Origin of the sequence: Arthrobacter echini, from assembly GCF_004803505.1 — a bacterium.
Lineage (GTDB): Bacteria > Actinomycetota > Actinomycetes > Actinomycetales > Micrococcaceae > Arthrobacter_D > Arthrobacter_D echini.
Map to the genome: position 1 here is coordinate 75,800 of NZ_SSWH01000008.1, position 24,810 is coordinate 100,609.

The following is a 24,810-nucleotide window of genomic DNA, read 5'->3' on the forward strand; positions in this document are numbered from 1 at the left end:
CGGTTTGCCCTCAGCGAACTGCCCGTGACCTGAAGCGCACTGCGGTGCCCGGCCCGGTAGCGTGGTGACGACAGCCGGCAGCGCGGGGCAGTCCCGCCCGACCGGACCCGCCAAGCTATCCCCAGGATCGGTGGTATCAGTGACCAACCCCCCGAACGACGACGACACGCCCCAGGATCCACTGTCCGAGATGCTGTCCAAGATGTTCGGCGGAGGCGCCGGCGGCTTCGATCCCCAGGAACTCGCCAAGGCAGCCGGGCTGCCATCGGATCCGGCGGCGATGGCCATGATGATGCAGCAGGTCCAGGCGATGTTCTCCTCGACCAGCGACGGGCCCGTGAACTGGCAGCTGGCCCATGAGCAGGCACGCCGGATCGCGTCCACCGACAATGACCCCTCCGTCTCCTCACTGCAGCGCAGGAGCGTGGACGAGGCACTGAAGCTCGCGGAGATGTGGCTCGATCCGGTCACCGATTTCCCCAGTACCGGTCAGCTCGGCCGGGCGTGGTCGCGCGCGGAGTGGGTCGAGGCAACCATGGCGACCTGGCGACGCCTGACCGAACCCGTCGCGACGAGCATCGCCAAGGCGCTCTCCGATGTGATCTCCGAGCAGCTCCCCGAGGAGATGAAGTCGATGCTCGGTGCCATGGGCGGACCGGCGTCGATGCTGCAGAACGTGGGCGGCGCGATGTTCGGGATGCAGCTCGGCCAGGCAGTCGGAGCCCTCTCCAAGGACGTCGTCGGATCCACCGACATCGGCGTTCCGCTCGCCGACGGCCGGATGGCCCTGCTGCCGGCGAACGTGGGCGCCTTCGGCGCGGGTCTTGACATCCCGGAGCAGGAGGTGCAGCTCTTCCTCGCAGTCCGGGAGGCCGCCCATGTGCGGCTCTTCACCCAGGTCCCCTGGCTCACCGGACACCTGCTCGGCAGTATCGAGCGCTACGCACGGGGCATCCACATCGACATCAGCAAGATCGAGGAAGCCGCCCGCGACATCGATCCGACCAACCCGGAGAGCATGCAGGGCGCGCTCTCCCAGGGCGTCTTCATGCCCGAGCGCACTGCGGAGCAGCAAGCTGCGCTCGTACGCCTGGAGACGACGCTGGCCCTCGTGGAGGGCTGGGTCGACGAGCTGACGGCCGCGGCCGCGGTGAATCTGCCCTCGGCCGAAGCGCTGCGCGAGATGGTCCGACGTCGTCGTGCAACAGGAGGACCGGCCGAGCATGCCTTCGCCTCACTCGTGGGACTGGAACTGCGTCCGCGCAGGCTCCGCGACGCCGCCGCCCTCTGGTCGCTGCTCACCACCGAACGCGGCGTGGAGGGCCGGGATGCCCTGTGGCAGCACCCGGATCTACTGCCGACGGCCGAGGATCTCGATGATCCTGCCGGTTTCTCCGAGCGACGCCGCCTGATCGAGTCCTCCGACGCCGATGTGGATGCTGCCCTCGAGCGGCTCCTCGCCGGTGACTTCGAGGGTCAGGAGCAGCCCACGACAGAGAATGACGGACCAGAGCGCGGAGACGACGCGGCACAGGATCCGACAGCCCAGTCCGGTCCGGGCAGCGACGATCCGGACAGTGATGGTCCGGGCAGCGACGATCCCGACGGCGGCTCGGGAGACGGGGAGATTCCCGGCCGGTAGCGCCGGGATGAATCCGATCGCCAGGTGGCAGGAGACACGCGAGCGGTGGTCCGTCGCGTGTCTTCCCTGAGGTCTACCGCCCGGGGTGCGGCCCCTGCCCGGAATCGAGCGTGCTGTCCCGGTCATCCGCGACGGACCGCTGGAAGGCGAAGGAGGCGCCGTCGAGGAAAGCCTTCGCTGTCTCCGTCCTCGGGTAGGCGGACAGCAGCGCCCAGAAGGCGGCACTGTGGGACGGCTCGATCAGATGTGCCAGCTCGTGCAGGATCACGTAGTCCACCACCCACTCGGGCATGCCCTGGAGCTTGTGGGAGAGTCGGATCGTCCCCCGGGAGGGAGTGGCAGACGCCCACCGCGAGTTCTGGTTGGTGACCCAGGTGATGGACGACGGGACAGCCCCGCCATCGAGGTACTCCCGCGAGAGGCGGCCGGCTCGTTCCAGCAGCTCGGGTACGGGCTCGTTCCCACGGATGGCTGCAGCGGCGTATTTCGCCTCCATCCGCTCCACCATCCGCTCGACCCACTGACGCTCCTCGCGGGCGGAGAAGTGCCCGGGGATCAGCACCCGGACGACGCCGTCCCGGATGTCCGCGCTGACCGTGCGCCTGCGTCGCGCCGACCGGTGGACCTGGACCGGCAGACGACCGAACCCGGCGTCGTCGGCTTCACGGGTCTCCTCCGCGCCGGTTTCCCCTGCACCCACGTCAGGCGTTGTCACTGATGATCTCGAGGACGGCGTCCCCGTACCTCTCGAGCTTCGCCGATCCGATACCGGCGATCTCGCCGAGCTCATCGAGCGTCTCCGGCCTGGCCTCGGCAATGGCCACGAGTGTGGCATCGGTGAAGACCACGAAGGCCGGGACGTCCTTCTCACGGGCCTCGGCGAGTCGCCAGGAGCGCAGTGCCTCGAACGTCTCCTCCTCGTATCCGACGGGACAGTCGTTGCATCGTCCGATCTTACGCTCCGATCCGGTGAGCAGCGGGCGCTTGCAGACCCGGCACGTCGGAGGTCCGGCAGACCTCCGCGCTGCCTTCGGGCGGGGCTGGCGGAAGGAGGCCTGGCCGGTCCCGGCCGGCCTGAGTGCATCGAGGAAACGCGACGGCTTGCGACTGGCACGGCCTCCCGGAGAACGGGCGGTGGACCAGGACATGGCCAGGTGCACCCGCGCGCGCGTGATCCCCACGTACAGCAGCCGCCGTTCCTCGTCGAGCGCTTCCTGGGTGTCGGCGAACGAGATGGGCATCAGGCCCTCGCTCAGTCCCACGAGGAACACCGCATCCCACTCGAGCCCCTTGGCGGAGTGCAGCGACGCGAGCGTCACGCCCTGCACGGTCGGTGCGTGCTGGGCGGCAGCGCGTTCCTCGAGTTCGGCCACGAAGAGCTGCAGGGTGAAGGCGTCGGTGCCCCGCGCTCTCGCCAGCTCGTCCGCCAAGCCGACCAGGGCGGCCAGGGACTCCCATTTCTCGCGGACGGCTCCGGAGTTCTGCGGGGCGACGGAGGTGTAGCCGAGCGAGGCGAGGACGTCCCTCACCTGCTGCGGGACGTCCTCGTCCCCCTGTGTCCTTGCCGCGGCCCGCAACTGCAGGAGGGCATCGCGCACCTCACGGCGTTGGAAGAACCGCTCTCCGCCGCGGAGCTGGTACCCGATGCCGGCACCGGCAAGTGCCTGTTCGTAGGCCTCCGACTGCCCGTTGGTGCGGTAGAGGACGGCGATCTCGCTCGCCCTGACGCCCTGGTCGAGCAGCACCCTGATGCGCCGGGCGCACTCGGTCGCCTCCGCCTCGTCGTCGGTGCATTCGGTGAAGACGGGTTCGGGACCAGCCGGTCGCTGGGCGATGAGCTCCAGAGGTGCCGACCAGGTCGCGTTCGCCGTCCGGTCGGCCTCTGCGCCTCGTGCCGCGAGCAGGGTGTTGGCAGCCCGCACCACCTGCGGCGTCGAGCGGTAATCGCGTACCAGTTTCACCACCTGGGCACCCTCGTACCGCTTGGTGAACTCGAACAGGTGCCGGGACGAGGCACCCGTGAAGGAGTAGATGGTCTGGGAAGCATCACCGACGACGCACAGCTCCCGCCGACCGCCCAGCCAGAGATCGAGCATCCGCTGCTGCAGGGGTGAGACGTCCTGGTACTCGTCCACGACGAAGTGCCGATACTGCTCCCGGACGGTCGCCGCGATCCTCTCGTCGTCCTCGAGGATCGCGACGGTACTGAGGAGGACGTCCTCGAAGTCGATCAGGTTGCGATCCAGCTTCAGGTCCTCGTACGCCGAGAAGATCCTGGAGACCGTGGTGAGGTCCATTCCGGCGGGCTCCGATCTCCCCGCTGCCGCAGCGGTGTAGGCATCCGGAGTGAGCATGGACACCTTGGCCCATTCGATCTCCGCTGCCACGTCCCTGATGGTCGCCCGGTCGGTGGACACTCGCAGGCGGCGTGCGGACTCGGCGATGAGCTGCGCCTTGTGGTCCACGAGCGCGGGCAGCGGCCCTCCCACGGCCTGGGGCCAGAAGTACTGCAGCTGACGCAACGCCGCTGCGTGGAAGGTCCGGGCCTGGACACCTCCGGCACCCAGATCACGCAGCCTCGTGCGCATCTCGGCAGCGGCCCGGGCCGTGAAGGTCACGGCCAGGACCTGCTGCGGCTTGTAGACCCCCGTGCGGACCCCGTAGGCGATGCGATGGGTGATGGCCCTCGTCTTGCCCGTCCCCGCTCCCGCCAGGACGCAGAGCGGACCGGTGAGCGTCGTGGCCACCGCCCGCTGCTCGTCGTCGAGCCCGTCGAGGATGCTGTCCTCGAGCAGTACGTCGGTCATCCCCCCTCCCCGGCGGGTTCCTCGTCCAGCGGCCCGCCGTACCAGCGCTCGATGAGGGCACGGGCGATGGAAACACCACCGGCGACGGCGATCGTCCCTGCCCGGAGCTCGGCGTACAGTTCCGCCCGGGTGAACCACCGCAGCGAACGGATCTCGAGCAGGTCCGGCGTGACGTCGCTCGACGCGGCATGCGCTGTGAAACCGAGCATGAGCGAGGCGGGGAAGGGCCAGGGCTGCGATCCGAGGTACTGGGGTGAATCCACGGTGATTCCGGCCTCCTCTCCCACCTCGCGGGTAACGGCTGCCTCTAGCGATTCGCCGGGCTCGACGAAGCCGGCGAGCGTCGAGTAACGGTTCTCCGGCCACGCCACGGCGGATCCGAGCAGCAGCCGGTCCTCGTCGTCGATCACGGAGACGATGATGGCGGCGTCCGTCCGGGGATAGTGCTGCGAACCGTCCCTGGGGCACTGCCGGACCCAGCCGGCGTCGCGCACCATCGTGGCGGTTCCGCACCGGGGGCAATGGGTGTGTGTCGCGTGCCAGTTGGCGATGGCGGCCGCCTCGACGAAGAGCCCGACGTCGCGGGCGTCGAGCGAGGCGGCGATGTCACGAAGACCCGCCCACTGCTCGAGGGGCGCCAGAGCCGGATCCTCCTCCTCGAGTACGGAGAGGACCACCTCGGCTCCGCCGTCGGCCGCTCCCTCGTTGACGCGCCCGAGATAGACCAGGACGCCGTGGGTACCGATCTCCGTGGCGGGGATCATTCTCAGTGCAGTGCCACTGACGGGTGCCCTGCCGCGTGCGACGGGCAGGACCTTGGTACCGGGTGCGGCCAGGAGTGTCTCGAGGAGATTCTCGGTGGTCCTCGTCATACCGAAGCGATCCGAGTCGGCGCGGGAGAGCTGCAGTGTTTCCAGTGGAGGCTGCAGACGGTTCCGGAGGATGTCTGTCATGGTTCTACGGTACGGTCTCACCACCCCGGAAATGCATTCTCCGCCGTGGTCGTGGAGGAGCAGTGCGGGGTCGGTGGCGGGGAGTACCTGCGATGACTCGCCGCGTCCCGAGTCGTACCACGGCCCTGGTACGCCCTACCGTGGAGGGTGTGAAACGCACACCGATGCAACTTGCTGCCATGGCCACCGCCGCCGTGCCGGGTCTGGCCCCGACGGGTGTGGCAGGCACTCCCGATGACGTGGCCGACTTCGACTCGGCGTTGCTGATGGACGATTCCGGCAAGCAGTGGCGGGTCCGCGCTCCCAGGCATGTCGAGGCCAGCATGCGGCTGGAGACCGAGTTGCAGGCACTGCGGGCCTTCACGCCGGCGGTGAAGGCCGAGCTGCCCTTCCTCATCCCCCATCTCGCCGGGAGCGTGCGCCAGGGTGAGCTCAGCACGTTCGTCTACTCGCATCTTCTCGGCAGTACCAGGACCCTCGAGGCAGTGACCGGTGGCGGTCCTGCCGTGGCCCAGGAGCTCGGCCGCGTCATCGCGGCGATCCATGACCTGCCGAAGGGGCTCGTCCAGCGCGCCGACCTGCCGAGCTACGAAGCCGACGAGTACCGCCAGCGCAGACTCAACGAGCTCGATCAGGCGGCGACCACCGGCAGGATCCCCGCGATCCTGCTGCGTCGCTGGGAACATGCGCTCGAGGATGTCGGCCTGTGGCGGTTCAGTCCCACCGTCGTCCACGGCGATCTGCACGAGGACCACCTGCTCTTCTCCGGCGCCGAGGTGTCGGCCGTCATCGGCTGGACGGAGCTGAGCCTCAGCGACCCGGCGCAGGACTTCGCCTGGCTCGCGGCGGCCGAGGACGCGGACTTCGTCCAGACCGTCCATGACGCATATGCGGCTGCCCGGACAGGGGCCGTGGATCCCCATCTTCTGCGGCGTTCGGCGCTCGCCGCGGAGTTCGCGCTCGCGCAGTGGCTGGTCCGCGGTGTTGCTCTCGAGGACGCGTCGATGATCGGGGAGGCCCAGGAGATGCTCGGGGCCCTCGCGGCAGATGTCGCCTCGCTCGAGCGCGAACAGCACGAGGCGGCCGAACGCGCTCGGAACGCGGAACAGGAACGGCTCGAATGGGGTGATGAACGGGGCGCCGACGACCACACGCCCGCGGCGCACCCGGGAGACCAGGAGCTGCACGGCGCGACCGCTGTCACGTCGCGGAATCCACCGGCCGTGGCCGAGGACGCCCACCGGGACGTCTCCGGAGCCGACGGCGACACGCAGGACCAGGGCGCGCGCGGCGGCCGGACAGCAGCCGGGTCCTCTCCGGCCCCTCAGGGCCCGGTGGCGGACCGACCTGCGTCACGGCCGCGCGGCAGGGTCGACGATTCCGCCGTCGGGGAACCGGAAGCGCGTGCCCGCGACGAGCTCGAGACGACGACGCTGCCCGTCGTGTCCTTCGGTCACTGATGTGGGGAGGGCCATCCGCCTGGAGGAGGGTCTGTCCCGTTCAGGCGCCGCCGGTCCGGCCGCCCGAAGCCGCTGCGATGATCCGCTCGAGTTCGGCAGTGTCGGCCAGATCGTGCGGGCGCACCACCAGATTGTCCCCGACATAGAAGAACGCTGCTCGCACGCTCTCCAGGGGAACCTCCTTCAGCCTCGACCACGCCAATCTGTAGACGGCCAGCTGAACGGCCTTCGCAGCACGCAGGTGCGGTGCCGGCGGATGCCCGGTCTTCCAGTCGATGAGGTCCCAGCCGCCGTCGGGGTCACGGAACACCGCGTCGATGCGCCCGCGCACCACCACACCGTTGATCTTCGTCTCGATCGGTGCCTCGATCGCTGCAGGTTGGCGCAGGGCCCATTCGGACCTCTCGAAGATCCCCGCCATCTCCTGCAGCCCGAGCGATTCGTCCACGTACGCGTCAGCACCACCGGGGTACTCACCGAGGTCGAGCATGCCGGCCGAGCCGTAGAACTCCTCGATCCACTCATGGAAGGCGGTGCCCCTGCGGGCCGCCGAGCCCGGCCTGCGGGGCAGCGGTCGTCGTAGCTGCCGCATCACGGCTTCCGGATCCTCACGCAGTTCCACGAGGGTCGAGGCCGAGATGTGGGCGGGCAGTGTGAGCGGCAACCGTTCGCCCTCCCGGCTCTGCCGCGCCAGGGCGAGCCTGACCTCACGACCCCATCGTCCGCCGTCGGTCTCGGAGGTCGTGTCTGGCGAAGGTGCTGCAGCCTGCTCGAGGACGGCCCGTGCCGCCTGCTCCATGGCCGTGCGGCGGGGACCCAGCGGGTCGATCGGCCAGCTGGCCCGCTCGGGTCTCGCGGTTGCCGGGTTGGTCCCACCGACCTCGTCGTCGATCCAATGCGGACAGGTGATGCCGGGCGTCCGGGCTTCGGCGAGGCCCACGAGCTCGTGGAGGAAGGACGACGGCGCGGCGGGTTTGGAACGCCCTCCTGCCCACGCGGACGAGGTGCAGACCAGAACGTGCTTGGCGCGCGTGAATGCCACGTACGCCAGCCGTCGTTCCTCCCGCTCCGCGTGGAATCTCGCGTCATCGGTGAACTCCGACTCACTGGTCAGCCACGCCCTCTGGTCCTGCTGTTCCCAGTCCCACTGCGGCAGTTCCGGCGCGTCTCCGCGCAGCGGCCACGGGATCGAGGAGTTCCCGCTGCTCCAGCGCGAATCCCGCTCGCTCGGGAAGGACCCTGCGTTGAGCCCGGGTACGAGGACGACATCCCACTCCAGGCCCTTCGACGCATGCACGGTGAGGAGCTGTACTGCGTCCCGGCTCGCCTCCAACTGTGTCACCGGCAGGCCGTCCTCCTCCTGGTCGGCCGCCTCCAGCCAGGCCAGGAACGCCGGCAGATCCACACGTTCGGCCGTGGAGACGAAGCCGGCCACGGCCTCCGTGAAGGCATCGAGATTTCGGCGCGCCTCGTTGATCCCCACCCCGGGCTTCGCCGCGACTTCGATGTCCAGCAGGATCGTGCGTTCCACTTCCGCGATCATGCTGCCGAGGTCGTCCCCCACGAAGCCGCGAAGGACGCGCAGTTCCTTCCGCAGGGCATCCAGGCGCTGCCGGGCGGTACCGCTGAGCGTTCTCCCGGACGAGGACACCCAGCCCGAGGGCGGGAGGTGATCGACCGCCTCGACCAGACTTCCGGCCTCGGCCGTATCGGGTGCGACGACGGCGTCGCGCAGCTCGTCGTCGATCTCCTCCCCCGCCGCCGTCGTGTGCCGGAACGCGGCTTCGCGCGAGTGCGCGAGCTGCCTGGACCAGTCACCGAGCGCCAACAGGTCAGCGGGGCCGATGCGCCACCGTGCCCCGGACAGGAGGCGGAGCATCGAGTCCGAGCGGTCGGGGTCGCCGAGCACCCGCAACGTGGCGAGCAGATCCACGATCTCGGGCGTGCGCAGCAGGCCCCCAAGGCCCACCACCTGCACCGGTACACCGGCACGCTCGAGTTCCCGCCGGATCGGCGCGAACTGCTTCCGCCCCCGGCACAGGACCGCCATGGTGGGTGGAAGAGCTACGCCGTTGTGGGTCTCGAAGGAACGTCGACGCTGCTGCAGCACCTGCTGCGTGATGGCCTCCGCCTCGCTGAGGGGTGCGACGCGCTCCTGTGGCGAGTCGCCCTCGGGCGCCTCGTCCAGCGGCACGCCACCCTGCACCGGGGCGTCGGTCAGGAAGCGCCCCAGGGTCACCTCTCCGAGCGGCGCCCCGGGTCGGGCGTCGAGTTCCGGTACCTGCTGGACGGTCGTGGTGCGCAGCCAGGGGGCGGGCCTGTTGAGCGGGCCTGCCACGGTGTTCGCCGCCTCGAGGATGGCCGTCGAATTCCGCCATGCCACGGACAGGTGCGTCACGGGCGCCGGAGCCCGATCATCGCCCGCAAGGGTCGGGAACGCGGTCCGGAAGGTTCCCAGTTGTCCCGCCGACGCTCCGCGGAAACCGTAGATCGACTGGTGCGGGTCGCCGACGGCGGTGACCGATCGACCGTCGGCGAACAGGCGCGAGAACAGCACCATCTGCGCGTGGGAGGTGTCTTGGAACTCGTCCAGCAGCACCACGCGGTACTTCTCACGCTCCAGCTGCCCTGCCTCCGGGATGTCCCGCGCGATCCTGGCCGCGAGCGAGACGAGATCGCCGAAGTCGAGCTGGCGACGTGCGAGCTTCGCGGCAGCATAGCTCTCGACGAGTTCCGTGACGGTGACCCGCGTGCGCAGCCGGTCCAGGAGCTCCTGCACCTTCTGGGTGGGAGCCTTCGAGGTCCCGTGCACGTAGGCCCGACCGGTGACGTACTCGATGTGGCGCCGGAGCTCGGCACGGACGGTCGCCGGGCTGACCAGGTGCTCGGCGCATTCCCCCGCCATGTCGAGCACCGCCTTCACGAGGGTACTCTTGGCCGCCGTGAAATGCGCCCATTCGCCGTCGTACGCCTCGACGACGGAGTGGGCGAGCTGCCAGGACTGCGCCGTTCCGAGCATGACGGAGTCGCGCTCGACGCCGATGCGCAGCCCGTAGTCCTGGACGATTCCGTTGGCGAACGAGTGGTAGGTGGAGATGGCCGGGTCGAGGCGGTCGACCACGTCCACGCCGGAGGGAGTGTCGTCCGTACCGAGCGCCGCATAGAGCTGCGCCAGTCGCAGGCGGACACGGGAGGCCAGTTCTCCGGCCGCCTTGCGAGTAAACGTGACGCCGAGGATCTGCTCGGGGCGCACCAGCCTGTTCGCGACGAGCCAGACCACCCTGTCCGCCATGGTGCGGGTCTTGCCCGATCCGGCTCCGGCGATCACCAGCAGCGGCTCCAGGGGCGCCTCGATGACCCGGGCCTGATCCTCGGTGGGATACTGCACCTCGGCGCCGGCATCGGCGTGCAGAAGCTCCGCGAGTTCCCGCGCCGAGTAGGTGCGGGTGGAGGTCGGGGCTGCCATTACTGGGTCACCTGCCTGCCCTCTTCGCACAGTGGGCAGATCTCGGGCAGCCGGCACCCACTGCCACCGAAACCTGATCTGCGCGGATCGTGGACGGTGTCGAACGTGGCGGCGGACATCATTGCCGCGGCGTCCTCGATCATGGTCCTCGCCCAGGTGTCCTCGGAGCCGACCGGGGGTTGTTCCTGGACGGCCACGTTCTTCGCCGTCGTCCCGAGGTGCACGAGTGAGGCACCCCCGGGCGACCCGGTACGCGCAGCGTCGTCGGCGGTGACGTCGTCGGCCGGGTCCTCGGCGAGGGCTCCGGATGCCACGGCGGTCTGATAGGCGGCCAGCTGCGGGTGATGCTCGATGTCGGCCGCGGTCGGTGCGCTCCTGCCCGTCTTCAGGTCGACGACGACGGCGCGGCCCTCGGCGTCGCGTTCGAGCCGGTCGATCTGGCCCCGCAGACGTGCCGTCCGCTCGACTCCCTCGACGAGCATCGTGAGATCGACGGAGAAGTCCACCTCCGTGGCCTGCAGCGTGCGCCCGGACTTCCGCATCAGCAGCACATAGGCAGCGAGTTTGCGGACCATGCCCTCGGCCCGCCGGAAATCGGCCTGTCCCTCCCAGGAGTCGCTGATGCCCAGCCGCGGCCAGCGCCGTTCGAGTTCGCGGGTGTACTCCTGACCCGTGGCATCGGGGAGATCCTGCGCGATCTGATGGACCAGGGTCCCGAGCGACCGGGCGAAGTCCGTGGTCCGCTCCCCGCCCGCTGCGGAGACGAACCAGCTCAGGGGCGAGGCGAGCACGGACTCCACCTTCGACGGCGAGACAGTGATGGCCTGATCCTCCGGTACCACCGGGGCATCGCTGCTCACCTCGGCCAGCCCCCACCACTGCGCCGGATGGGCTCCGGGCACGGGAGGCTCCGCGACGGCCATACGACCCAGGTGCTGCACGGCCTCCTCGGACAGGACGGTACTGGCCTGCGGATCCTGTGCCACCCGGCGCAGCTCCGCGACCAGCGCGCGGAGAGTGAGGGGACGCAGTACCTCGGTACGCGTCCTCGCCTCGACACCTGCCGGCAGCGGGTCCAGTACATCGAGGAACGGGGAGGCCTGCTCGTCCTGGGAGGACACGGCGCAGCACACCAGCTCCTGGCTGGCCCTGGACACCGCGAGCGAGAAGGTGCGCAGCTCGTCGAAGCGGATGTCCTGCAGCAGGGAGACGGGATCGCGGGTGCTCCGGAAGGATTCGCCGTGATCGAGCAGGGCCCGCAGCTCCCCGGAGCCGAGCAGCTCCCCTCGAAGCCGCAGATTCGGCCAGACGCCGTCCTGCACACCGGCCACGATCACCATGGGCCAGTGCCTGCCCGCTGCACTGGCCGGGGTGAGGACGGAGACCGACGCCTGCCGGCTCGCGCGCTGGGCCAGCGTGTCCATGGGGATGTCCTGGCTGAGGATGTAGTCGAGGAAGAGCTCGGGATCGGCCCCGGGTACCTGCTCCACGAAGCGCTCGGCCGTGGTGAACAGGGCCATCATGGCGTCCAGATCGCGGTCCGCGCGGGCGGAGAACGGCCCCTCGGACAGGGCCGCCGTCGACCACTGCTGCGCGAGCCCGGAGGCGGACCACAGCGCCCAGAGGACCGTCTCGGCATCGGCGGCCACGTCGTCGGCAGCGGCCCGTCCCGCCTCCAGCATGCGGTACAGGCGCCGGGCGGGCGCTCCCTCCGAGGAGAGCCCGGCGATCTCGTCCGGTGCGGAGAAGAGATCGGTGAGCAGTTCGTCGCTCGTACGGCCTCCGCCGCGCTGCAGTTCGATGCGCCGCAGCTGCTGGCGCAGTCGCCGCAGCTCCAGGCTGCCCGCGCCGCCGATCCTCGAGGTGAGCAGGGAGATGCACAGCTCGGTGTCGAGCTGTGCCCTGCCCACGGCCACGGCATAGAGGTCGAGCAGGGGACGCACCGCCGGCTCCTCCCGGATGGCCGTCTCGGAGGCCGGTACGTTCACGGCGATCCCCTGCGCCGTGAGATAGCGCTGCACGGCGGAGACCTGCGCTCCGTTCCGGACGATCACGGCGATGTCGTCGAAGCTGCGCCCGCCGAACAGGTGTGCCTCGAGCACCTGCTGGGTGATGAAGCGCTGCTCGTGGAACACGCTGTCGAGGACGTGCACGGAGAGGGCTCCTGGCTGCTTCGACGCGCCGTCCTGCAGCATGCCGTCCTGCACCGAGCCGCCGTGGATCACCTCGCTCCCCGCATGTCGCAGGTGTGCGTCGTCCGGCCCGCCGGGCAGCGCTCCCTGCACATCACGGTAGGCCGTGCTGACACCGGTGGTGGCGATGCGCGCGGCCACGTTGCTCCAGGCGCCGGCCGACTGACCCCTCAACGTCCGGGATCCGGGCAGCGTCAGCGTCGTCAGGCCCCCCCGACGCCGGAAAAGAGTGGACAGGCGCCCCGTGAGATCGGGGCGCGCCCCACGGAAGCCCTGGGCCACCGTGTCCGGGCAGGCGGTGATGACGACGTCGTTACCCGCGCCGATGAGTCCGAGCAGTGCGTGGATACCGGGGTTCGCCTCCTGATAGTCGTCCACCAGGACCAGCTGCAGGCGCGCGCGCTCCCGGTCGAGGAACTCACGATCGGTCTCCAGGATCTCGCGCGCGGCCGTGAGGATCCCTGCCGGGTCGAAGGCCTCGGGCATGCGCAGCTCGAGCACGTCGCGGTATTCGCGGTAGAGCTCGGCTGCGGCGGTCCAGTCCGGGCGATCGAAGCGCTCTCCCCAGGCCGCGAGGTCCTCGGCGGACACCGCGTACTCGCTCACGCGGTCGAACAGATCGCGGATCTCCTGGCGGAAACCCCGCGTGGGAAGGGCCAGTGCGAGACTCGCGGGCCACGACGGACCGGGCGCGCCGTCCTGCCCGTGTCCGGCGAGGAGTTCCTTGATGATCAGGTCCTGTTCCGCTCCCGAGAGCAGACGAGGTGCGCGCCTGATCGCGGGCATCCGCCCCTCGGCCCGGGCTCGGCGGATGAGGTCGAAGGCGTAGGAGGACCAGGTGCGGGCAGGGGCTGTGCTGATGCTGCGGTCGAGCTTCGCGGTGAGCTCGTCCCGGAGTCTCGTGGCGGCGGCGCGCGTGGGACCGAGCACGAGGAGTCCCTCGGGCTCCAGGGTCCCGGCGTCGATCCGGCGGACGGCCAGATCGGTGAGCAGCGTGGACTTCCCGCTGCCGGGAGCACCGAGGACGAGGACCTGCCCGGCGAGCTGCTGCAGCGAGTCGAGGACGGCGTCGTAGCCGCTCGCCGGCTTCTCTGCGGCTCCGTCTCGATCGGCGCCGGAAGGCGGTGCGGGAGCGTCATGGACGGTGCTGGTCATGGATCAAGCCCACCACACTCCACGGACAATCAGCGCACATCCGGCTCTCGTACCGATACCCGTGTCCGTGGCTCGTCGTTCGCGGACCGCCTGGAAGCACCGAGGCCCGCGATGACGGTCTGCTCCGCCGTCGTCGGCCACCAGCGGGCTCGGCCGAGATCCACGCGATAGTCCCCCGGACCGGCCGGATCCTCCGGCGCCCTCAGCGGCGTGGCCTCGTCGTCGTAGTGTGGTCTGGCGCGGTCGGCGAGGCCACTCGCGGGGTGACCGCCGGCGCGCAGCACGCGCCACCATGGCACGCTCCGGGTGCTGTGGGACAGTGCACGACCGACCTGCCGTGGACCGCCGCAGCCGAGGAGCTCGGCGATGTCGCCGTAGGTCAGCACGTGGCCCGGTGGAATCATCCCGGTCACGGCCAGAACGGCCTCGGCGTAGACGTCCGGGGCACCTCGTGGCGGATCCACGATCCGCCCATGCTCTGCGGCCTCCCCACCTGCCGTGTCCTGTGGATCCATGAGCCCAACACTAGGCCGGAGTGTTGCGACTGTCGGAGCGGAATCCTCGATTGGTCGGCAGCCACCGGTAACGTGAACTTATGACGAGCTGGCACGAGGAACCACGGGCTGCCTTCGACCTCGAGACGACGGGGCGCGATCCGTCGAGCGCGCGCATCGTCACCGCGACCATCATCCTCGTCGACGCCCACGGCGACATCCTCGAGCATCATGAGTGGCTGGCCGATCCCGGCGTCGAGATCCCGGACGGCGCCACCGCGATCCACGGAGTCACCACGGAGCACGCTCGGAGCCACGGTCTTCCCGCTTCAGATGTGGTGCAGGGCATCGCGGCGGTCCTCACCCGCCTGTTCGACGACGGCGTGCCCGTGCTGGCCTACAATGCGCGGTACGACTTCACGGTGCTCGCCCGGGAAGGCCTGCGCCACGACGTCGACACGCCCGTCCCCTTCCCGGTGATCGACCCGTACGTCATGGACAAGCAGGCCGATCGGTATCGTCGGGGCAAACGGACGCTCACGGCAGTGAGCGAGCACTACGGCGTCGGCTTCGAGAACGCCCACACCTCCGCGGCGGACGTTCTGGCGACCCTGCGTGTCGGCCGGATCCTCGCCGACCGGCACGAGTTCCTCCGGAAGCCCGCAGCGGAGCTCCACGCCTCGCTCGTCGTCTGGGCCGCCCACCAGGCGGCGAACTTCGAGGAGTACCTCCGGCGGACGGAGCCTGATGCCGTCGTCGAGCGCGCCTGGCCGGTGCTCGAACCCGGTGTGGAGGACAGGACCGCCGTGCCATTCAACGGCGGCCACTCACTCACTCCCTCCAAGGACATGGCGCGGCAGTAGTCGTGCCCGGCGGCCGGGTGATCTACTGCCAGACGCTCACCGGACATATCCCCGCATTCGTGCGGCTACCTGCCTTCGTCCCCGTCAGCGCATCACAGTGTGGCCTCGATCGGCTACGTCACACTGTCAATGATGTCAACGACAGCATGCATCAGTCCTGATTCTTGAGGGGCCTGCGGTGCCACTCCTAGCGTTGAGCAGAGTTGATGATCAGTCGTCCCGCTGGTCGCTCGAAGCTGAAGGAGCACACATCATGAAAGCCCTTGTCTGGCACGGTGAAGGTGATATCCGACTCGACAACGTCGATGATCCTTCGATCATCGATCCCACTGACGCCATCGTGCGCGTCACCCGGACCGCCATCTGCGGTACCGATCTGCATTTCATCCGCGGCACCATGGCGCCCATGAAGGAAGGGACGATCCTCGGCCACGAAGCTGTCGGCGAGATTACTGCCGTTGGCGATGCAGTCCGCCGCTTCGCCCCCGGAGACCGGGTGGTGGTGTCCTCGACCATGTCCTGTGGCGTCTGCTGGCAGTGCCGAGCCGGACACACAGCCCAGTGCGACAACGCGAACCCGAACGGCCCGCAGGCGGGAACGTGCTTCTTCGGTGGGCCCGGGTCAACGGGACCCGTCGATGGGCTCCAGGCCGAGTACGCGCGTATTCCATGGGCATCGAACACCCTGACCGCACTGCCGGACAACATCAGTGATGAGCAGGCCATTCTGCTCTCGGACATCTTCCCCACCGCATGGTTCGGGGCCCAACTGGCCGGTGTGCAGCGCGGGGACACCGTCGCGGTATACGGAGCGGGACCCGTCGGGCAGTTCGCGATCGTATCTGCCTTCCGGCAGGGAGCCTCGCGGGTGTTCGCAGTCGACGGCATCGACACCCGGCTCGTCCTGGCGCTCGACCAGAACGCCGAGGTCATCAACTTCAACCGTGAGGACCCGGTGCAGGCCATCATGGAGGCGACGCTAGGAATCGGCGTGGACGCCGTCATCGATGCCGTGGGCGTCGATGCGCAGCGCCCCAGATCCGGACCGGCAGCGGCGGACAGCGAGCAGCAGGCGGACGAGTTCGGGCAGGAAGTGGCGCAGGTGGCTCCCAAGACGAACATCCAGGGCGAGAACTGGGTGCCGGGCAACGCGCCGTCGCAGGTGTCACAGTGGAGTATCGAAACCGTCCGGAAGTATGGTCGCATCGGCATCATCGGGGTCTATAGCCCGGACCTGATGTCCTACCCGATCGGGCAGGCGATGAACAAGAACCTGACCATCCGGATGGGTAACTGCGACCACCGCTCGGTCACACCGCCGCTGCTCGACCTCGTCGCTTCGGGGGTATTCGACCCGACGAGGTTCATCACCCAGCACGAGCCGATCACCGACATCGTCGACGCCTACCTGAGCTTCGATCGGCGCGAGGAGGGCTGGCTCAAGACGGTGGTGGCCCCTTGAATCGAGCCGGCCCTCCTCGCTGGCCGCGATGCCGGGAGCGTGTAAGCCGCCGCCGATGACCTTGCCGCAGGGTCGAACAACACGACTGGACTCCCTGATGCCCTGTGAAGCCCAGCGGCTATGCCGTCGCCATGCCGAGGGACGTCGCACTGATCCGAGGGGTAGGAGGGCCGACCGCCCTGCGGATGCCGGCTTTGCGCTCAGCGCTAGAAGCCGTGGGCCTTGAAGGCGTCGTGACCCTGCAGGTGGCCGGGAACGTCGTCTTCGAGCGCGGTGCCCGTTCCTCATCAGCGTGTGCCGAGCTCGTCAGGCGCACCATCCGCGAGACATTCGGCCACGATCTGCCCGTCGTCGTCCGATCGCATGAACAGCTCGTCGACGGCGAGCGGCGCAACCCGTTCGTCGGCACCCAGGAGGGACGGTGGGTGATGACGGTGTTCCTCGACGGACCGCCGCACACCGGTCTCGTCCTGGCGGCGGACAGCAGCGCACCCGATCTGTTCGTCGTGGACGGGATGGAGGTGTTCATCCGCTACGCCGACGCCGCGGGGACATCGAAACTCCAGGCCGCCTGGTTCGAGAAGCGGCTCGGGGTCATCGGCACCGCCCGTAATGCCAACACGGTCGCAAAACTCGTGCAGCTCACCGCGTGATGCTGGAGCGACGCATTGGAGGTTGCACGAGAATTCGCGCCTGTGACAGCGGAGGGCCCCTGGATCGGAGGAACCTGCGTCAGCGGCTGCTCAGGCTCTCCACGGTGATCTCCCGGGCCGAGACATGTCCGGCCAGCCCGAGGGTGAGGTCGAATTCGGCGATGAGGTTGGCGACGGTGTCGCGCGCTCCCTGGGCCCCGTTCAACGCCAGCCCGTACAGGTAGGGACGACCGACGGTCACGGCGTCCGCACCCAGGGCGAGCGCCTTGAAGATGTCGGCGCCGGTGCGGATGCCGCTGTCGAACAGCAGGGTGGCCTTGCCCCCGACGACGCCCGCGATATCCGCGAGCGCGTCCAGGGACGCGATGCTGCCGCCCACCTGACGCCCGCCGTGGTTGGAGACCATGATTCCGTCGACGCCGATGTCCAGCGCCCGCCGGGCGTCGTCCGGGTGCAGCACACCCTTGAGGACCACGGGCAGGTCCGTGCGGTTCCGAAGCGTGATCAGGTCCTGCCACGTCAATGAGGGGCGGGAGTAGATGTCCAGGAACGTCTCGACGGCGGCGCGTGGAACGGGTGAGCGCAGATTGTCCAGGAACCGGCCGGGGAAGCGTCTGCTGATGTTCACCAGGGTCCTGATGGAGCCGAGGGTGACGTCGGCCGTGTCCTTGATGCCCGCGGCCCTTGCTGCTGCGAGTCGTTCCCGAACTATCTGCAGGAACGTGTGATCGGCGGTGTACTGGGCAATGCCCTGTCCCTGGCTGAACGGCAGTGAGCCCAGGTTGAGGTCCAGGGGCCGCCAGCCGAGCAGCTGGGTGTCGAGGGTGACGACGACGGCCTCGGCGCCGATGTTCTTCGCCCGCTCCAGCAGGCTGTCCACGAGCCTGTCGTCCTTGCTCCAGTACAGCTGGAACCAGCGCGGTGCTGATCCCATCGCAGCGGCGCACTCCTCCATCGGAACCCCTGCCTGGTTCGAGAGGATGTAGGGCACACCCAGATCCGCGGCAGCCCGGGCAATGGCCCTGTCGGCCTCGGGGTGGACCAGGTCGGAGGCGCCGAGGGGTGCCAGCAGGACCGGTGCGGGAATTCGCCGGCCGAAGAGCTCCACGCTGATATCGCGGCGGGAGACGTCGCGCAGGACCCGCGGAACAATCTTCCACCGCTCGAACGCCTCGCGGTTGGCCCGCATGGTGGAACCGTCCCCGGCACCTCCGGCCGTATAGGCCCATGCCTTCGCCGACATCCTGCGGCGTGCGCGCCGCTCGAGCGTTGCGAAGTCCGTGGGCACGATCGGTGTTCGCCCCAGGACTCCCGCGCGGTAGATCGCGTTCTGCCGTGCACGCCCGGGTCCTGGTTCCTGGTCCTTGTCCGTGGCGGGTTCGTTCGTCGGGCTCGCGTTCATCGCGTTCGCAGTCACCATGGATCAACTCTCCTATGGATCGAAGCCTGCGACCAGGATTGCGGGCTCGGACGAGACCGGCGCGGTGCGGTCCTTCGAAGGCCGCTCTGCTGTTGTCAGAGCGATCCGATCCAGCACTGATATCGTGGAATCGATATCGAAGGTGGTCACTCATGGAACAGATTCTGATCCGCAATCTTCCTGCGGGAACCAAGGCCGCGCTACGCGCGCGTGCCAAAGTGCGTCACCGCTCGGTGGAGGCTGAGGTGCGCGAGATGCTCACCAGGGCCCTGATGGACGAGCCCGTCACCCTCGTCGACCTTCTGGGAACCGACGACGGTGCCGACATCGACTTCGAACCAGACCGCCTCGGACTGACGGCCCGCTCGGCAGATCTGTGAAGTACGTCCTGGACACCAACGTCGTCTCTGCGCTGCGCGTCCGCCGCCGCAACCGGCCCGTCGAGGTGTGGGCGGCATCGGTTCCCCTCAGTGACCAGTTCGTTTCAGCGTTCACCATCGCGGAGATCGAGCGAGGGGTGATCGCCCAGGAGCGATCGGACGCCCCGCAGGGGAAGGTGCTGCGCCGCTGGTTCACGGAGAACTTCCTGCCCGCGTTCGCCGACCGAGTGCTGTCCTTCGACCTCGCGGCGGCCCGGGTTCTCGCAGGGTATCAGGTACCGGAGCATGCACCGTTCGACGACGCCCTCATCGCCGCCGTAGCCCAGTCCGCAGGAATGACCATCGCAACGCGGAACACCAGACACTTCGAGCCCCTCGGCGTCCTCTGCCTCAACCCATGGGACATGACGCCGAGCGCCTGAGTCAGGCGCCGAGCACCGTCGTCGTACGATCGTCGCTGACCTAGGCGCTCAGTCGAGCGGGACCGCCGTCGCGGCAGCGCGGGCAGCCGCCGGCAGGGCCGCGATGATGCGCTCCATCGCGGTGTCGTCGTGCGCCGCCGAGAGGAACCACGCCTCGTACACCGACGGGGGCAGATAGACACCGGAGTCGAGCATGGAGTGGAAGAACGGCCCGTACCGGAACGTCTCCTGGGCCTGGGCATCGGCGTAGTTCCACACCCCATGCGCAGAGGTCCCGAACGCGACGCTGAACAGATTCCCCGCACGCTGGATCGAGTGGTCCACGCCGGCCTCGGTGAGCGCGTCCGAGACGGCGTGGCTCAGCTCCAGGGAGCGGGCGTCGACGTGACGGTAGACGTCGTCCGTCGCCGCCGTCAGGGTGGCGACGCCGGCGGCCATCGCGATCGGGTTCCCGGACAGCGTGCCGGCCTGGTACACCGGCCCGATCGGCGCGAGGTGGTTCATGACGTCGGCCCGGCCACCGAGCGCCGCGGCCGGGATACCGCCGCCGATGACCTTGCCGAACGTCAGCAGGTCCGGGGTCCACGGGTGCTCGGCATCCTCGGCCCCGCCCGTGAGCTTCCAGTACCCGCCGGGGTGCGTGCGGAACCCGGTCATCACCTCGTCGACGATGAACAGTGCGCCGTGCTCGGCGCTGATCCGGCTCAGGAAGGCGTTGAAACCCGGCGCCGGTGTGACCACGCCCATGTTCGCAGGCGCTGCCTCGGTGATGATGGCCGCGATGTTCCCGCCGTGGGTGCGGAAGGCTTCCTCGACGGCCTCGACGTCGTTGTACGGGAGCACGAGGGTCTCCGCCGTCGTCGCCTCCGTGACACCGGCGGACCCGGGCAGCGCGAGCGTCGCGACGCCGGACCCGGCCGCCGCGAGGAGGCTGTCGACGTGCCCGTGGTAGCACCCGGCGAACTTCACGATCAGATTCCGCGAGGTGAACCCGCGGGCCAGGCGCACCGCGGTCATGGTCGCCTCGGTGCCGGTGGACACCATGCGCAGGAGCTCGACGGCGGGGACGCGCTCCTGCACGAGTTGCGCGAGCTCGGCCTCGGCGGGAGTGGAGGCACCGAACGTGAGCCCGTGGTCCACCGCCCGGTGGACGGCGGCGATGACCTCGGGATGCGAGTGGCCGAGCAGCGCCGGACCCCACGATCCGACGAGATCCACGTACTGCGTACCGTCGGCGTCGGTGACATAGGCGCCCTGCGCGTCGACGAGGAAACGCGGCGTCCCGCCGACCGATCCGAAGGCGCGGACCGGGGAGTTGACGCCGCCGGGCATCAGGGCGCGGGCACGCTCGTACAGGGTGTCCGACGTCGGGGAGGGCGTGGTCATGTGGGGTTCCTTAGCTGTGGTGGTCGTCGAGCCAGAGCGCGAGCTCCGAGGCCCAGTAGGTGAGGATCAGCTGCGCCCCGGCGCGCTTGATGCCGAGAACCGATTCCTCGATGGCGCGCCGCCGGTCGATCCAGCCGTTCGCCGCTGCAGCCTCGATCATGGCGTACTCGCCTGAGATCTGGTAGGCCGCGACGGGCACGGGTGACATGGCCGCGACATCGGCGAGGATGTCCAGATAGCTCATGGCGGGCTTGACCATCACGAGATCGGCGCCCTCCTCCAGGTCGAGTTCCACCTCGTGGAGTGCCTCCCGGCGGTTCGCCGCGTCCATCTGGTAGGTCCGGCGGTCACCGGTGAGCTGGGAGTCGACGGCTTCGCGGAAGGGCCCGTAGAAGGCGGAGGCGTACTTCGCGGCGTAGGCGAGCACCGTGGTGTCCTGGTGGCCCGCGTCGTCCAGGGCCTGCCGGATGACGCCGACCTGTCCGTCCATCATGCCCGAGGGCCCGAGGACGTGCGCTCCGGCGTTGGCCTGCTCCACCGCCATCTGCGCGTAGAGCGCCAGGGTGGTGTCGTTGTCCACGGCGCCGTCGGCGTCGAGCACCCCGCAGTGACCGTGATCGGTGAACTCGTCGAGGCAGACGTCGCTCATGACGACGAGCGAGTCCCCCACCTCGCTCCTGACGTCGGCGATCGCCCGGTTCAGGACGCCGTCGGGATCGATGCCCGCGCTGCCGGTGGCGTCGCGGTGCTCGGGGATGCCGAAGAGCATGATGCCGCCCACCCCGCGCTCCACCGCTTCCGCCGCAGCCCGCTTCAGCGAGTCGGTGGTGTGCTGGACGACGCCGGGCATGGACGAGATGGGCGAGGGCTCGGTGAGGCCCTCGCGGATGAACGCCGGCAGGATCAGCTCGGCAGGATGCACCCGGTGCTCGGCGACCATCCGCCGCATGGCCGGGGTGGACCGCAGCCTGCGCGGGCGGTGCTGGGGGAAACTCATGATCGATCTCCGTTCGGTCTACAGCGAATGATCTGTCGTGGCAGTGCGGCCGGTCGCGTGACGGACGGCACCGACGATGCCCTCCGGCGTGGGCATGGCCGCTGTGGCCGCCGGGTCCCAGCCCTCAGCGCGCAGGGCAGCTGCCGTGGTGCGGCCGATCGCGACCGCTGTGAACGAGGGCCGTACGCCACCGGACCCGATCACCCTGTCACCGAACTGCCGCACGGCGCTGGGCGCGGTGAAGACGACGACGGCCCGCACAGTACCGGTCACCAGGTCCAGGGCGTCGCTCATGCCGAGCAGCGGTGGCGGGACGCCGGCCTCCTCGACGCCGGGGACACGTCGCTCCGGCTCGGCGGGATAGGGCACGGTGCGGTAGGCCTCGACGCGCCGTACGGACCAGCCAAGACGTTCCAGTCCGGCGCGAAGAGTGTCGGGGGCGAGATCGGACTGCGGCAGGAGGACCCGGCCGGTGCCGTGGGGAGAACCGTGGGGAGAGCCGTGGGGAGAGCCGTGCGGGAAGATGTCCAGGATGCCGGCCGCGGATTCGTCCTCGGGGAGCAGCGACACCTCGACGCCGATACCTCCCAGCAGGTCGGCCGTCGCCGTTCCCACCGCCACCACCCGGGCACCCCCGGTCCGGACGGCGTCCGCGACCGAGGTTCCGGATCCCCGGGCGACCAGGTCGAGAGCCTGCACGGTGTTTCCGCTCGTCACCACGAGCCACGCGTACTCCCCCCGAGCCAGCGCTGCCAGTTCGCGCACCACGGCGTCGGTGTCGTCCGGCAGCTCGGTGTCCGTGAGCGGCAGCGCGGACACCCTGAAGCCCGCCTCCCCCAGCGCCGCGGTCAGCCGGACTGCGCGTGCGGGGTGCCTCAGGACGATGACCGGCGGGGTGGGCCCCTCTGCTGCTGCCATCGGCGCCTACGTGGTCAGCGGGGCGATGCCGGCCGCGCCCGCGGCGAGGAGTTCATCGGCGAGGTCGTGACCGAGCTGCGAGGCTGCATCGGCATCCCCGACGGGAGCAGTGCGGTTCAGCCGGAGGATCGACCGCCCGTCGAGACTGCAGACCACCGCCTCGAGCGCCAGCTCGTCACCCTGCACGCGGGCCAGCGCGCCGATCGGGGCACTGCATCCGGCTTCGAGGCGCCAGAGGACGGCGCGTTCCGCCGTGACGGCAAGCCGGGTGGAGCCGTGGTCGTAGGACGTCAGGGCCTCCCGCAATCCCGGCGCCGATTCGCTCTCGCGGCACTCCACCGCCAGGGCACCCTGACCGGGCGCCGGCAGCATGACGGCGGGATCGACGAGTTCGGTGATGGCTTTCTCGCGGCCCAACCGGCGCAGCCCGGCAGCGGCGAGGACCACGGCGTCGAGATCTCCAGGAGCACCGCTGACGAGACCGGCGACGCGACCGAGACGTGTATCCACATTCCCGCGGATGTCCACCACCTCGATCCCCGGCCGGGCGGCTCTGAGCTGCGCGGCCCGCCTCGGCGACCCGGTCCCCACCCTGGCGCCGTCGGGCAGTGTGGCGAGCGTGAGACCGTCGCGGGCACACAGGGCATCGCGGACGTCCTCCCGCTCCGGTACGGCGGCGAGCGTGAGGCCGGGGGCGGGCAGCGTCGGCAGGTCCTTGAGCGAGTGCACCGCGAGGTCGCACCGCTCCTGGAGCACCGCCTCACGCAGTGCCGCGACGAAGACACCCGTGCCGCCGATCTGCGAGAGCGAGCCCTTCAGGACATCGCCCTCGGTCCGGACCCGCACGAGCTCGTAGGACGACTCCGCGAGGTCGCCAACTCGCTCCGCCACCGATGTGGTCTGCGTCATCGCCAGGGCACTGCCCCGGGTCCCGATCCTGATGGGTGTCATCACTCGCCGGGGTTCGGCAGCGGAGTGCCCACGGTGGAGTCGACGGCCGCGATGGTCGGCTTCTCCCCGCGCCGGTTGGCGCAGCAGTTCGGCCGGCAGACGTCGTACCAGGGGCCCAGCGACGTCGTCGAGGGACGATCCGCGATGTTGTTCTCGAGCGTGCGCTCGAGGATCAGATCGATCAGGCCCTCGATGAACTTCCGATGCGTGCCGGGCGTGGGGACGCGGTCCATGACGATGCCGAGCTCGTCACACGTCTGCCTCGCCTCGGTGTCGAGATCCCAGACGACCTCCATGTGGTCGGTGACGAACCCGAGGGGCACCACGACGACGCCGCGCGTGCCGTTCTCGTAGCGGTCCCGCAGGGCGTCGCTGATGTCCGGCTCGAGCCAGGGGATGTGCGGGGCGCCGGAGCGCGACTGGTAGACGAGCGACCACTCGAGCCCTTCGGCTTCCGGGATCCGGTCGAGGACGGCCTGGGCCGTGGCGAGATGCTGCGCCACGTAGGCGCCCTCCTCGTACACCGGCCCGCCGTCGGCATCACGCGGCCCTGCCGCCTCGGCGTCGCCCATCGGGATGGAGTGGGTGGAGAACATGATGTGCACGGGAGCCTCGGGGGTACCTCGCTCGGCGAGACCGGCGCGGACCTTCGCGAGGCCCTCGGTGACGCCCTCGACGAAGGGCTCCACGAAGCCGGGGTGGTCGAAGTACTGGCGTACCTTGTCCACCTCGAGCCGCCCCTCCAGGCCCGTCGTCACCAGGGCCATGCCGAGATCCTCGCGGTACTGCCGGCAGCTCGAGTAGCAGGAGTAGGCGCTCGTGGTCACCGCGAGGACCTTGCGGTGACCGGCGTCGTACGCCTCCTGCAGGGTATCGGCGATGAACGGTTCCCAGTTGCGGTTGCCCCAGTACACCGGAAGATCGATGCCGCGGCGGCGCAGCTCGGCCTCCATCGCGCTCCGCAGCGCCCGGTTCTGGCCGTTGATCGGACTCACGCCGCCGAAGGCGCGGTAGTGGTGCGAGACCTCCTCGAGGCGCTCGTCCGGGATGCCGCGGCCACGCGTGACATTGCGCAGGAACGGGATGACGTCGTCCTGCCCCTCGGGTCCACCGAAGGAGGCGAGCACGACGGCGTCGTACGCCTTCGGGGCCATCCTCCCGTTCTCGTCGACGCCCTCGCGCGGGTCGA

At 69.5% G+C, this 24,810-nt stretch carries 19 protein-coding genes; 7 read left to right on the plus strand and 12 right to left on the minus strand.

Annotated elements, in window-relative coordinates; translation table 11 throughout:
- Positions 1 to 190 precede the first annotated feature (190 nt).
- Positions 191 to 1,642: a zinc-dependent metalloprotease gene (locus tag E8P82_RS10220; protein WP_136454772.1), complete on the plus strand. Its 1,452-nt coding sequence runs from the start codon at positions 191 to 193 to the stop codon at positions 1,640 to 1,642.
- Positions 1,643 to 1,715: 73 nt separating this feature from the next.
- Here the strand turns inward: E8P82_RS10220 and E8P82_RS10225 are convergent, their stop codons facing one another.
- From E8P82_RS10225 to nudC, 3 genes are read right to left on the minus strand one after another with little or no spacing between them, the layout of a single operon-like run.
- Positions 1,716 to 2,357: a M48 metallopeptidase family protein gene (locus tag E8P82_RS10225; protein ID WP_246021230.1), complete on the minus strand. Its 642-nt coding sequence runs from the start codon at positions 2,355 to 2,357 to the stop codon at positions 1,716 to 1,718.
- On the minus strand, positions 2,344 to 4,449 hold the full coding sequence (locus E8P82_RS10230; protein ID WP_136454631.1) for an ATP-dependent DNA helicase UvrD2: 2,106 nt from the start codon (positions 4,447 to 4,449) through the stop codon (positions 2,344 to 2,346). The genes E8P82_RS10225 and E8P82_RS10230 overlap by 14 nt, the downstream gene beginning before the upstream one ends.
- Complete coding sequence (gene nudC, locus E8P82_RS10235; protein WP_136454633.1) at positions 4,446 to 5,402, minus strand: NAD(+) diphosphatase; 957 nt, start codon at positions 5,400 to 5,402, stop codon at positions 4,446 to 4,448. The genes E8P82_RS10230 and nudC overlap by 4 nt, the downstream gene beginning before the upstream one ends.
- A 149-nt stretch (positions 5,403 to 5,551) precedes the next feature.
- Between nudC and E8P82_RS10240 the strand changes: the two genes are divergently transcribed.
- Positions 5,552 to 6,862, plus strand: coding sequence for a phosphotransferase (locus E8P82_RS10240; RefSeq protein WP_136454634.1), 1,311 nt, complete (start codon positions 5,552 to 5,554; stop codon positions 6,860 to 6,862).
- A 40-nt stretch (positions 6,863 to 6,902) separates the two neighbouring features.
- Here the strand turns inward: E8P82_RS10240 and E8P82_RS10245 are convergent, their stop codons facing one another.
- Genes E8P82_RS10245 through E8P82_RS10255 form a run of 3 tightly spaced genes read right to left on the minus strand, consistent with a single transcriptional unit; the run spans position 6,903 to position 14,190 of the window.
- A complete protein-coding gene (locus E8P82_RS10245) occupies positions 6,903 to 10,328 on the minus strand; it encodes an ATP-dependent helicase (RefSeq protein ID WP_136454636.1) in 3,426 nt (1,141 codons plus the stop codon).
- Complete coding sequence (locus tag E8P82_RS10250) at positions 10,328 to 13,675, minus strand: ATP-dependent helicase (protein WP_136454637.1); 3,348 nt, start codon at positions 13,673 to 13,675, stop codon at positions 10,328 to 10,330. Before E8P82_RS10250 ends, E8P82_RS10245 begins: the two co-directional genes overlap by 1 nt.
- A gap of 29 nt (positions 13,676 to 13,704) precedes the next feature.
- On the minus strand, positions 13,705 to 14,190 hold the full coding sequence (locus E8P82_RS10255) for an MGMT family protein (RefSeq protein WP_136454639.1): 486 nt from the start codon (positions 14,188 to 14,190) through the stop codon (positions 13,705 to 13,707).
- A gap of 80 nt (positions 14,191 to 14,270) precedes the next feature.
- Between E8P82_RS10255 and E8P82_RS10260 the strand changes: the two genes are divergently transcribed.
- The 3 genes from E8P82_RS10260 (at position 14,271) to E8P82_RS10270 (ending at position 17,147) form a co-directional block, all read left to right on the plus strand.
- On the plus strand, positions 14,271 to 15,032 hold the full coding sequence (locus tag E8P82_RS10260; protein WP_136454640.1) for a 3'-5' exonuclease: 762 nt from the start codon (positions 14,271 to 14,273) through the stop codon (positions 15,030 to 15,032).
- Positions 15,033 to 15,285: 253 nt separating this feature from the next.
- Positions 15,286 to 16,494: a zinc-dependent alcohol dehydrogenase gene (locus tag E8P82_RS10265; RefSeq protein ID WP_136454642.1), complete on the plus strand. Its 1,209-nt coding sequence runs from the start codon at positions 15,286 to 15,288 to the stop codon at positions 16,492 to 16,494.
- Positions 16,495 to 16,625: 131 nt separating this feature from the next.
- Positions 16,626 to 17,147, plus strand: coding sequence for a DUF1697 domain-containing protein (locus tag E8P82_RS10270; RefSeq protein ID WP_136454644.1), 522 nt, complete (start codon positions 16,626 to 16,628; stop codon positions 17,145 to 17,147).
- 79 nt (positions 17,148 to 17,226) lie between these two features.
- Here the strand turns inward: E8P82_RS10270 and E8P82_RS10275 are convergent, their stop codons facing one another.
- On the minus strand, positions 17,227 to 18,567 hold the full coding sequence (locus E8P82_RS10275; protein WP_246021233.1) for an alpha-hydroxy-acid oxidizing protein: 1,341 nt from the start codon (positions 18,565 to 18,567) through the stop codon (positions 17,227 to 17,229).
- A 152-nt stretch (positions 18,568 to 18,719) separates the two neighbouring features.
- On the opposite strand from E8P82_RS10275, the gene E8P82_RS10280 reads away from it, so the two are divergent.
- The gene (locus tag E8P82_RS10280; protein ID WP_136454646.1) at positions 18,720 to 18,947 is read left to right on the plus strand and encodes a FitA-like ribbon-helix-helix domain-containing protein; all 228 of its coding nucleotides are present in this window, start codon (positions 18,720 to 18,722) and stop codon (positions 18,945 to 18,947) included.
- The gene (locus tag E8P82_RS10285) at positions 18,944 to 19,369 is read left to right on the plus strand and encodes a type II toxin-antitoxin system VapC family toxin (RefSeq protein ID WP_136454648.1); all 426 of its coding nucleotides are present in this window, start codon (positions 18,944 to 18,946) and stop codon (positions 19,367 to 19,369) included. Before E8P82_RS10280 ends, E8P82_RS10285 begins: the two co-directional genes overlap by 4 nt.
- 48 nt (positions 19,370 to 19,417) lie before the next feature.
- On the opposite strand, the gene hemL is transcribed toward E8P82_RS10285, so the two are convergent.
- The 5 genes from hemL to E8P82_RS10310 are packed head-to-tail and all read right to left on the minus strand — an operon-like array spanning position 19,418 to position 24,775.
- Positions 19,418 to 20,755 carry a glutamate-1-semialdehyde 2,1-aminomutase gene (gene hemL, locus E8P82_RS10290; protein ID WP_136454649.1) on the minus strand — a complete coding sequence of 446 codons (1,338 nt, stop codon included), beginning with the start codon at positions 20,753 to 20,755 and terminating at the stop codon, positions 19,418 to 19,420.
- Between the two features lie 10 nt (positions 20,756 to 20,765).
- Positions 20,766 to 21,752, minus strand: a complete 987-nt coding sequence (hemB, locus tag E8P82_RS10295) for a porphobilinogen synthase (protein ID WP_136454651.1) — start codon at positions 21,750 to 21,752, stop codon at positions 20,766 to 20,768.
- An 18-nt stretch (positions 21,753 to 21,770) separates the two neighbouring features.
- Positions 21,771 to 22,670 carry a uroporphyrinogen-III synthase gene (locus E8P82_RS10300; RefSeq protein WP_136454653.1) on the minus strand — a complete coding sequence of 300 codons (900 nt, stop codon included), beginning with the start codon at positions 22,668 to 22,670 and terminating at the stop codon, positions 21,771 to 21,773.
- A 6-nt stretch (positions 22,671 to 22,676) separates the two neighbouring features.
- A complete protein-coding gene (gene hemC, locus E8P82_RS10305; protein WP_211096854.1) occupies positions 22,677 to 23,621 on the minus strand; it encodes a hydroxymethylbilane synthase in 945 nt (314 codons plus the stop codon).
- A complete protein-coding gene (locus tag E8P82_RS10310) occupies positions 23,621 to 24,775 on the minus strand; it encodes a ferrochelatase (RefSeq protein WP_136454775.1) in 1,155 nt (384 codons plus the stop codon). Before E8P82_RS10310 ends, hemC begins: the two co-directional genes overlap by 1 nt.
- Positions 24,776 to 24,810 lie beyond the last annotated feature (35 nt).

Coding starts and splice junctions, on each gene's coding strand:
- E8P82_RS10220 (WP_136454772.1), top strand. CDS start 191: ATGCTGTCCAAGATGTTCGGCGGAGGCGCCGGCGGCTTCGATCCCCAG.
- E8P82_RS10230 (WP_136454631.1), bottom strand. CDS start 4,449: ATGACCGACGTACTGCTCGAGGACAGCATCCTCGACGGGCTCGACGAC.
- nudC (WP_136454633.1), bottom strand. CDS start 5,402: ATGACAGACATCCTCCGGAACCGTCTGCAGCCTCCACTGGAAACACTG.
- E8P82_RS10245 (WP_136454636.1), bottom strand. CDS start 10,328: ATGGCAGCCCCGACCTCCACCCGCACCTACTCGGCGCGGGAACTCGCG.
- E8P82_RS10250 (WP_136454637.1), bottom strand. CDS start 13,675: ATGACCAGCACCGTCCATGACGCTCCCGCACCGCCTTCCGGCGCCGAT.
- E8P82_RS10255 (WP_136454639.1), bottom strand. CDS start 14,190: ATGGATCCACAGGACACGGCAGGTGGGGAGGCCGCAGAGCATGGGCGG.
- E8P82_RS10260 (WP_136454640.1), top strand. CDS start 14,271: ATGACGAGCTGGCACGAGGAACCACGGGCTGCCTTCGACCTCGAGACG.
- E8P82_RS10265 (WP_136454642.1), top strand. CDS start 15,286: ATGAAAGCCCTTGTCTGGCACGGTGAAGGTGATATCCGACTCGACAAC.
- E8P82_RS10270 (WP_136454644.1), top strand. CDS start 16,626: ATGCCGAGGGACGTCGCACTGATCCGAGGGGTAGGAGGGCCGACCGCC.
- E8P82_RS10275 (WP_246021233.1), bottom strand. CDS start 18,567: ATGGTGACTGCGAACGCGATGAACGCGAGCCCGACGAACGAACCCGCC.
- E8P82_RS10280 (WP_136454646.1), top strand. CDS start 18,720: ATGGAACAGATTCTGATCCGCAATCTTCCTGCGGGAACCAAGGCCGCG.
- hemL (WP_136454649.1), bottom strand. CDS start 20,755: ATGACCACGCCCTCCCCGACGTCGGACACCCTGTACGAGCGTGCCCGC.
- hemB (WP_136454651.1), bottom strand. CDS start 21,752: ATGAGTTTCCCCCAGCACCGCCCGCGCAGGCTGCGGTCCACCCCGGCC.
- E8P82_RS10300 (WP_136454653.1), bottom strand. CDS start 22,670: ATGGCAGCAGCAGAGGGGCCCACCCCGCCGGTCATCGTCCTGAGGCAC.
- hemC (WP_211096854.1), bottom strand. CDS start 23,621: ATGACACCCATCAGGATCGGGACCCGGGGCAGTGCCCTGGCGATGACG.
- E8P82_RS10310 (WP_136454775.1), bottom strand. CDS start 24,775: ATGGCCCCGAAGGCGTACGACGCCGTCGTGCTCGCCTCCTTCGGTGGA.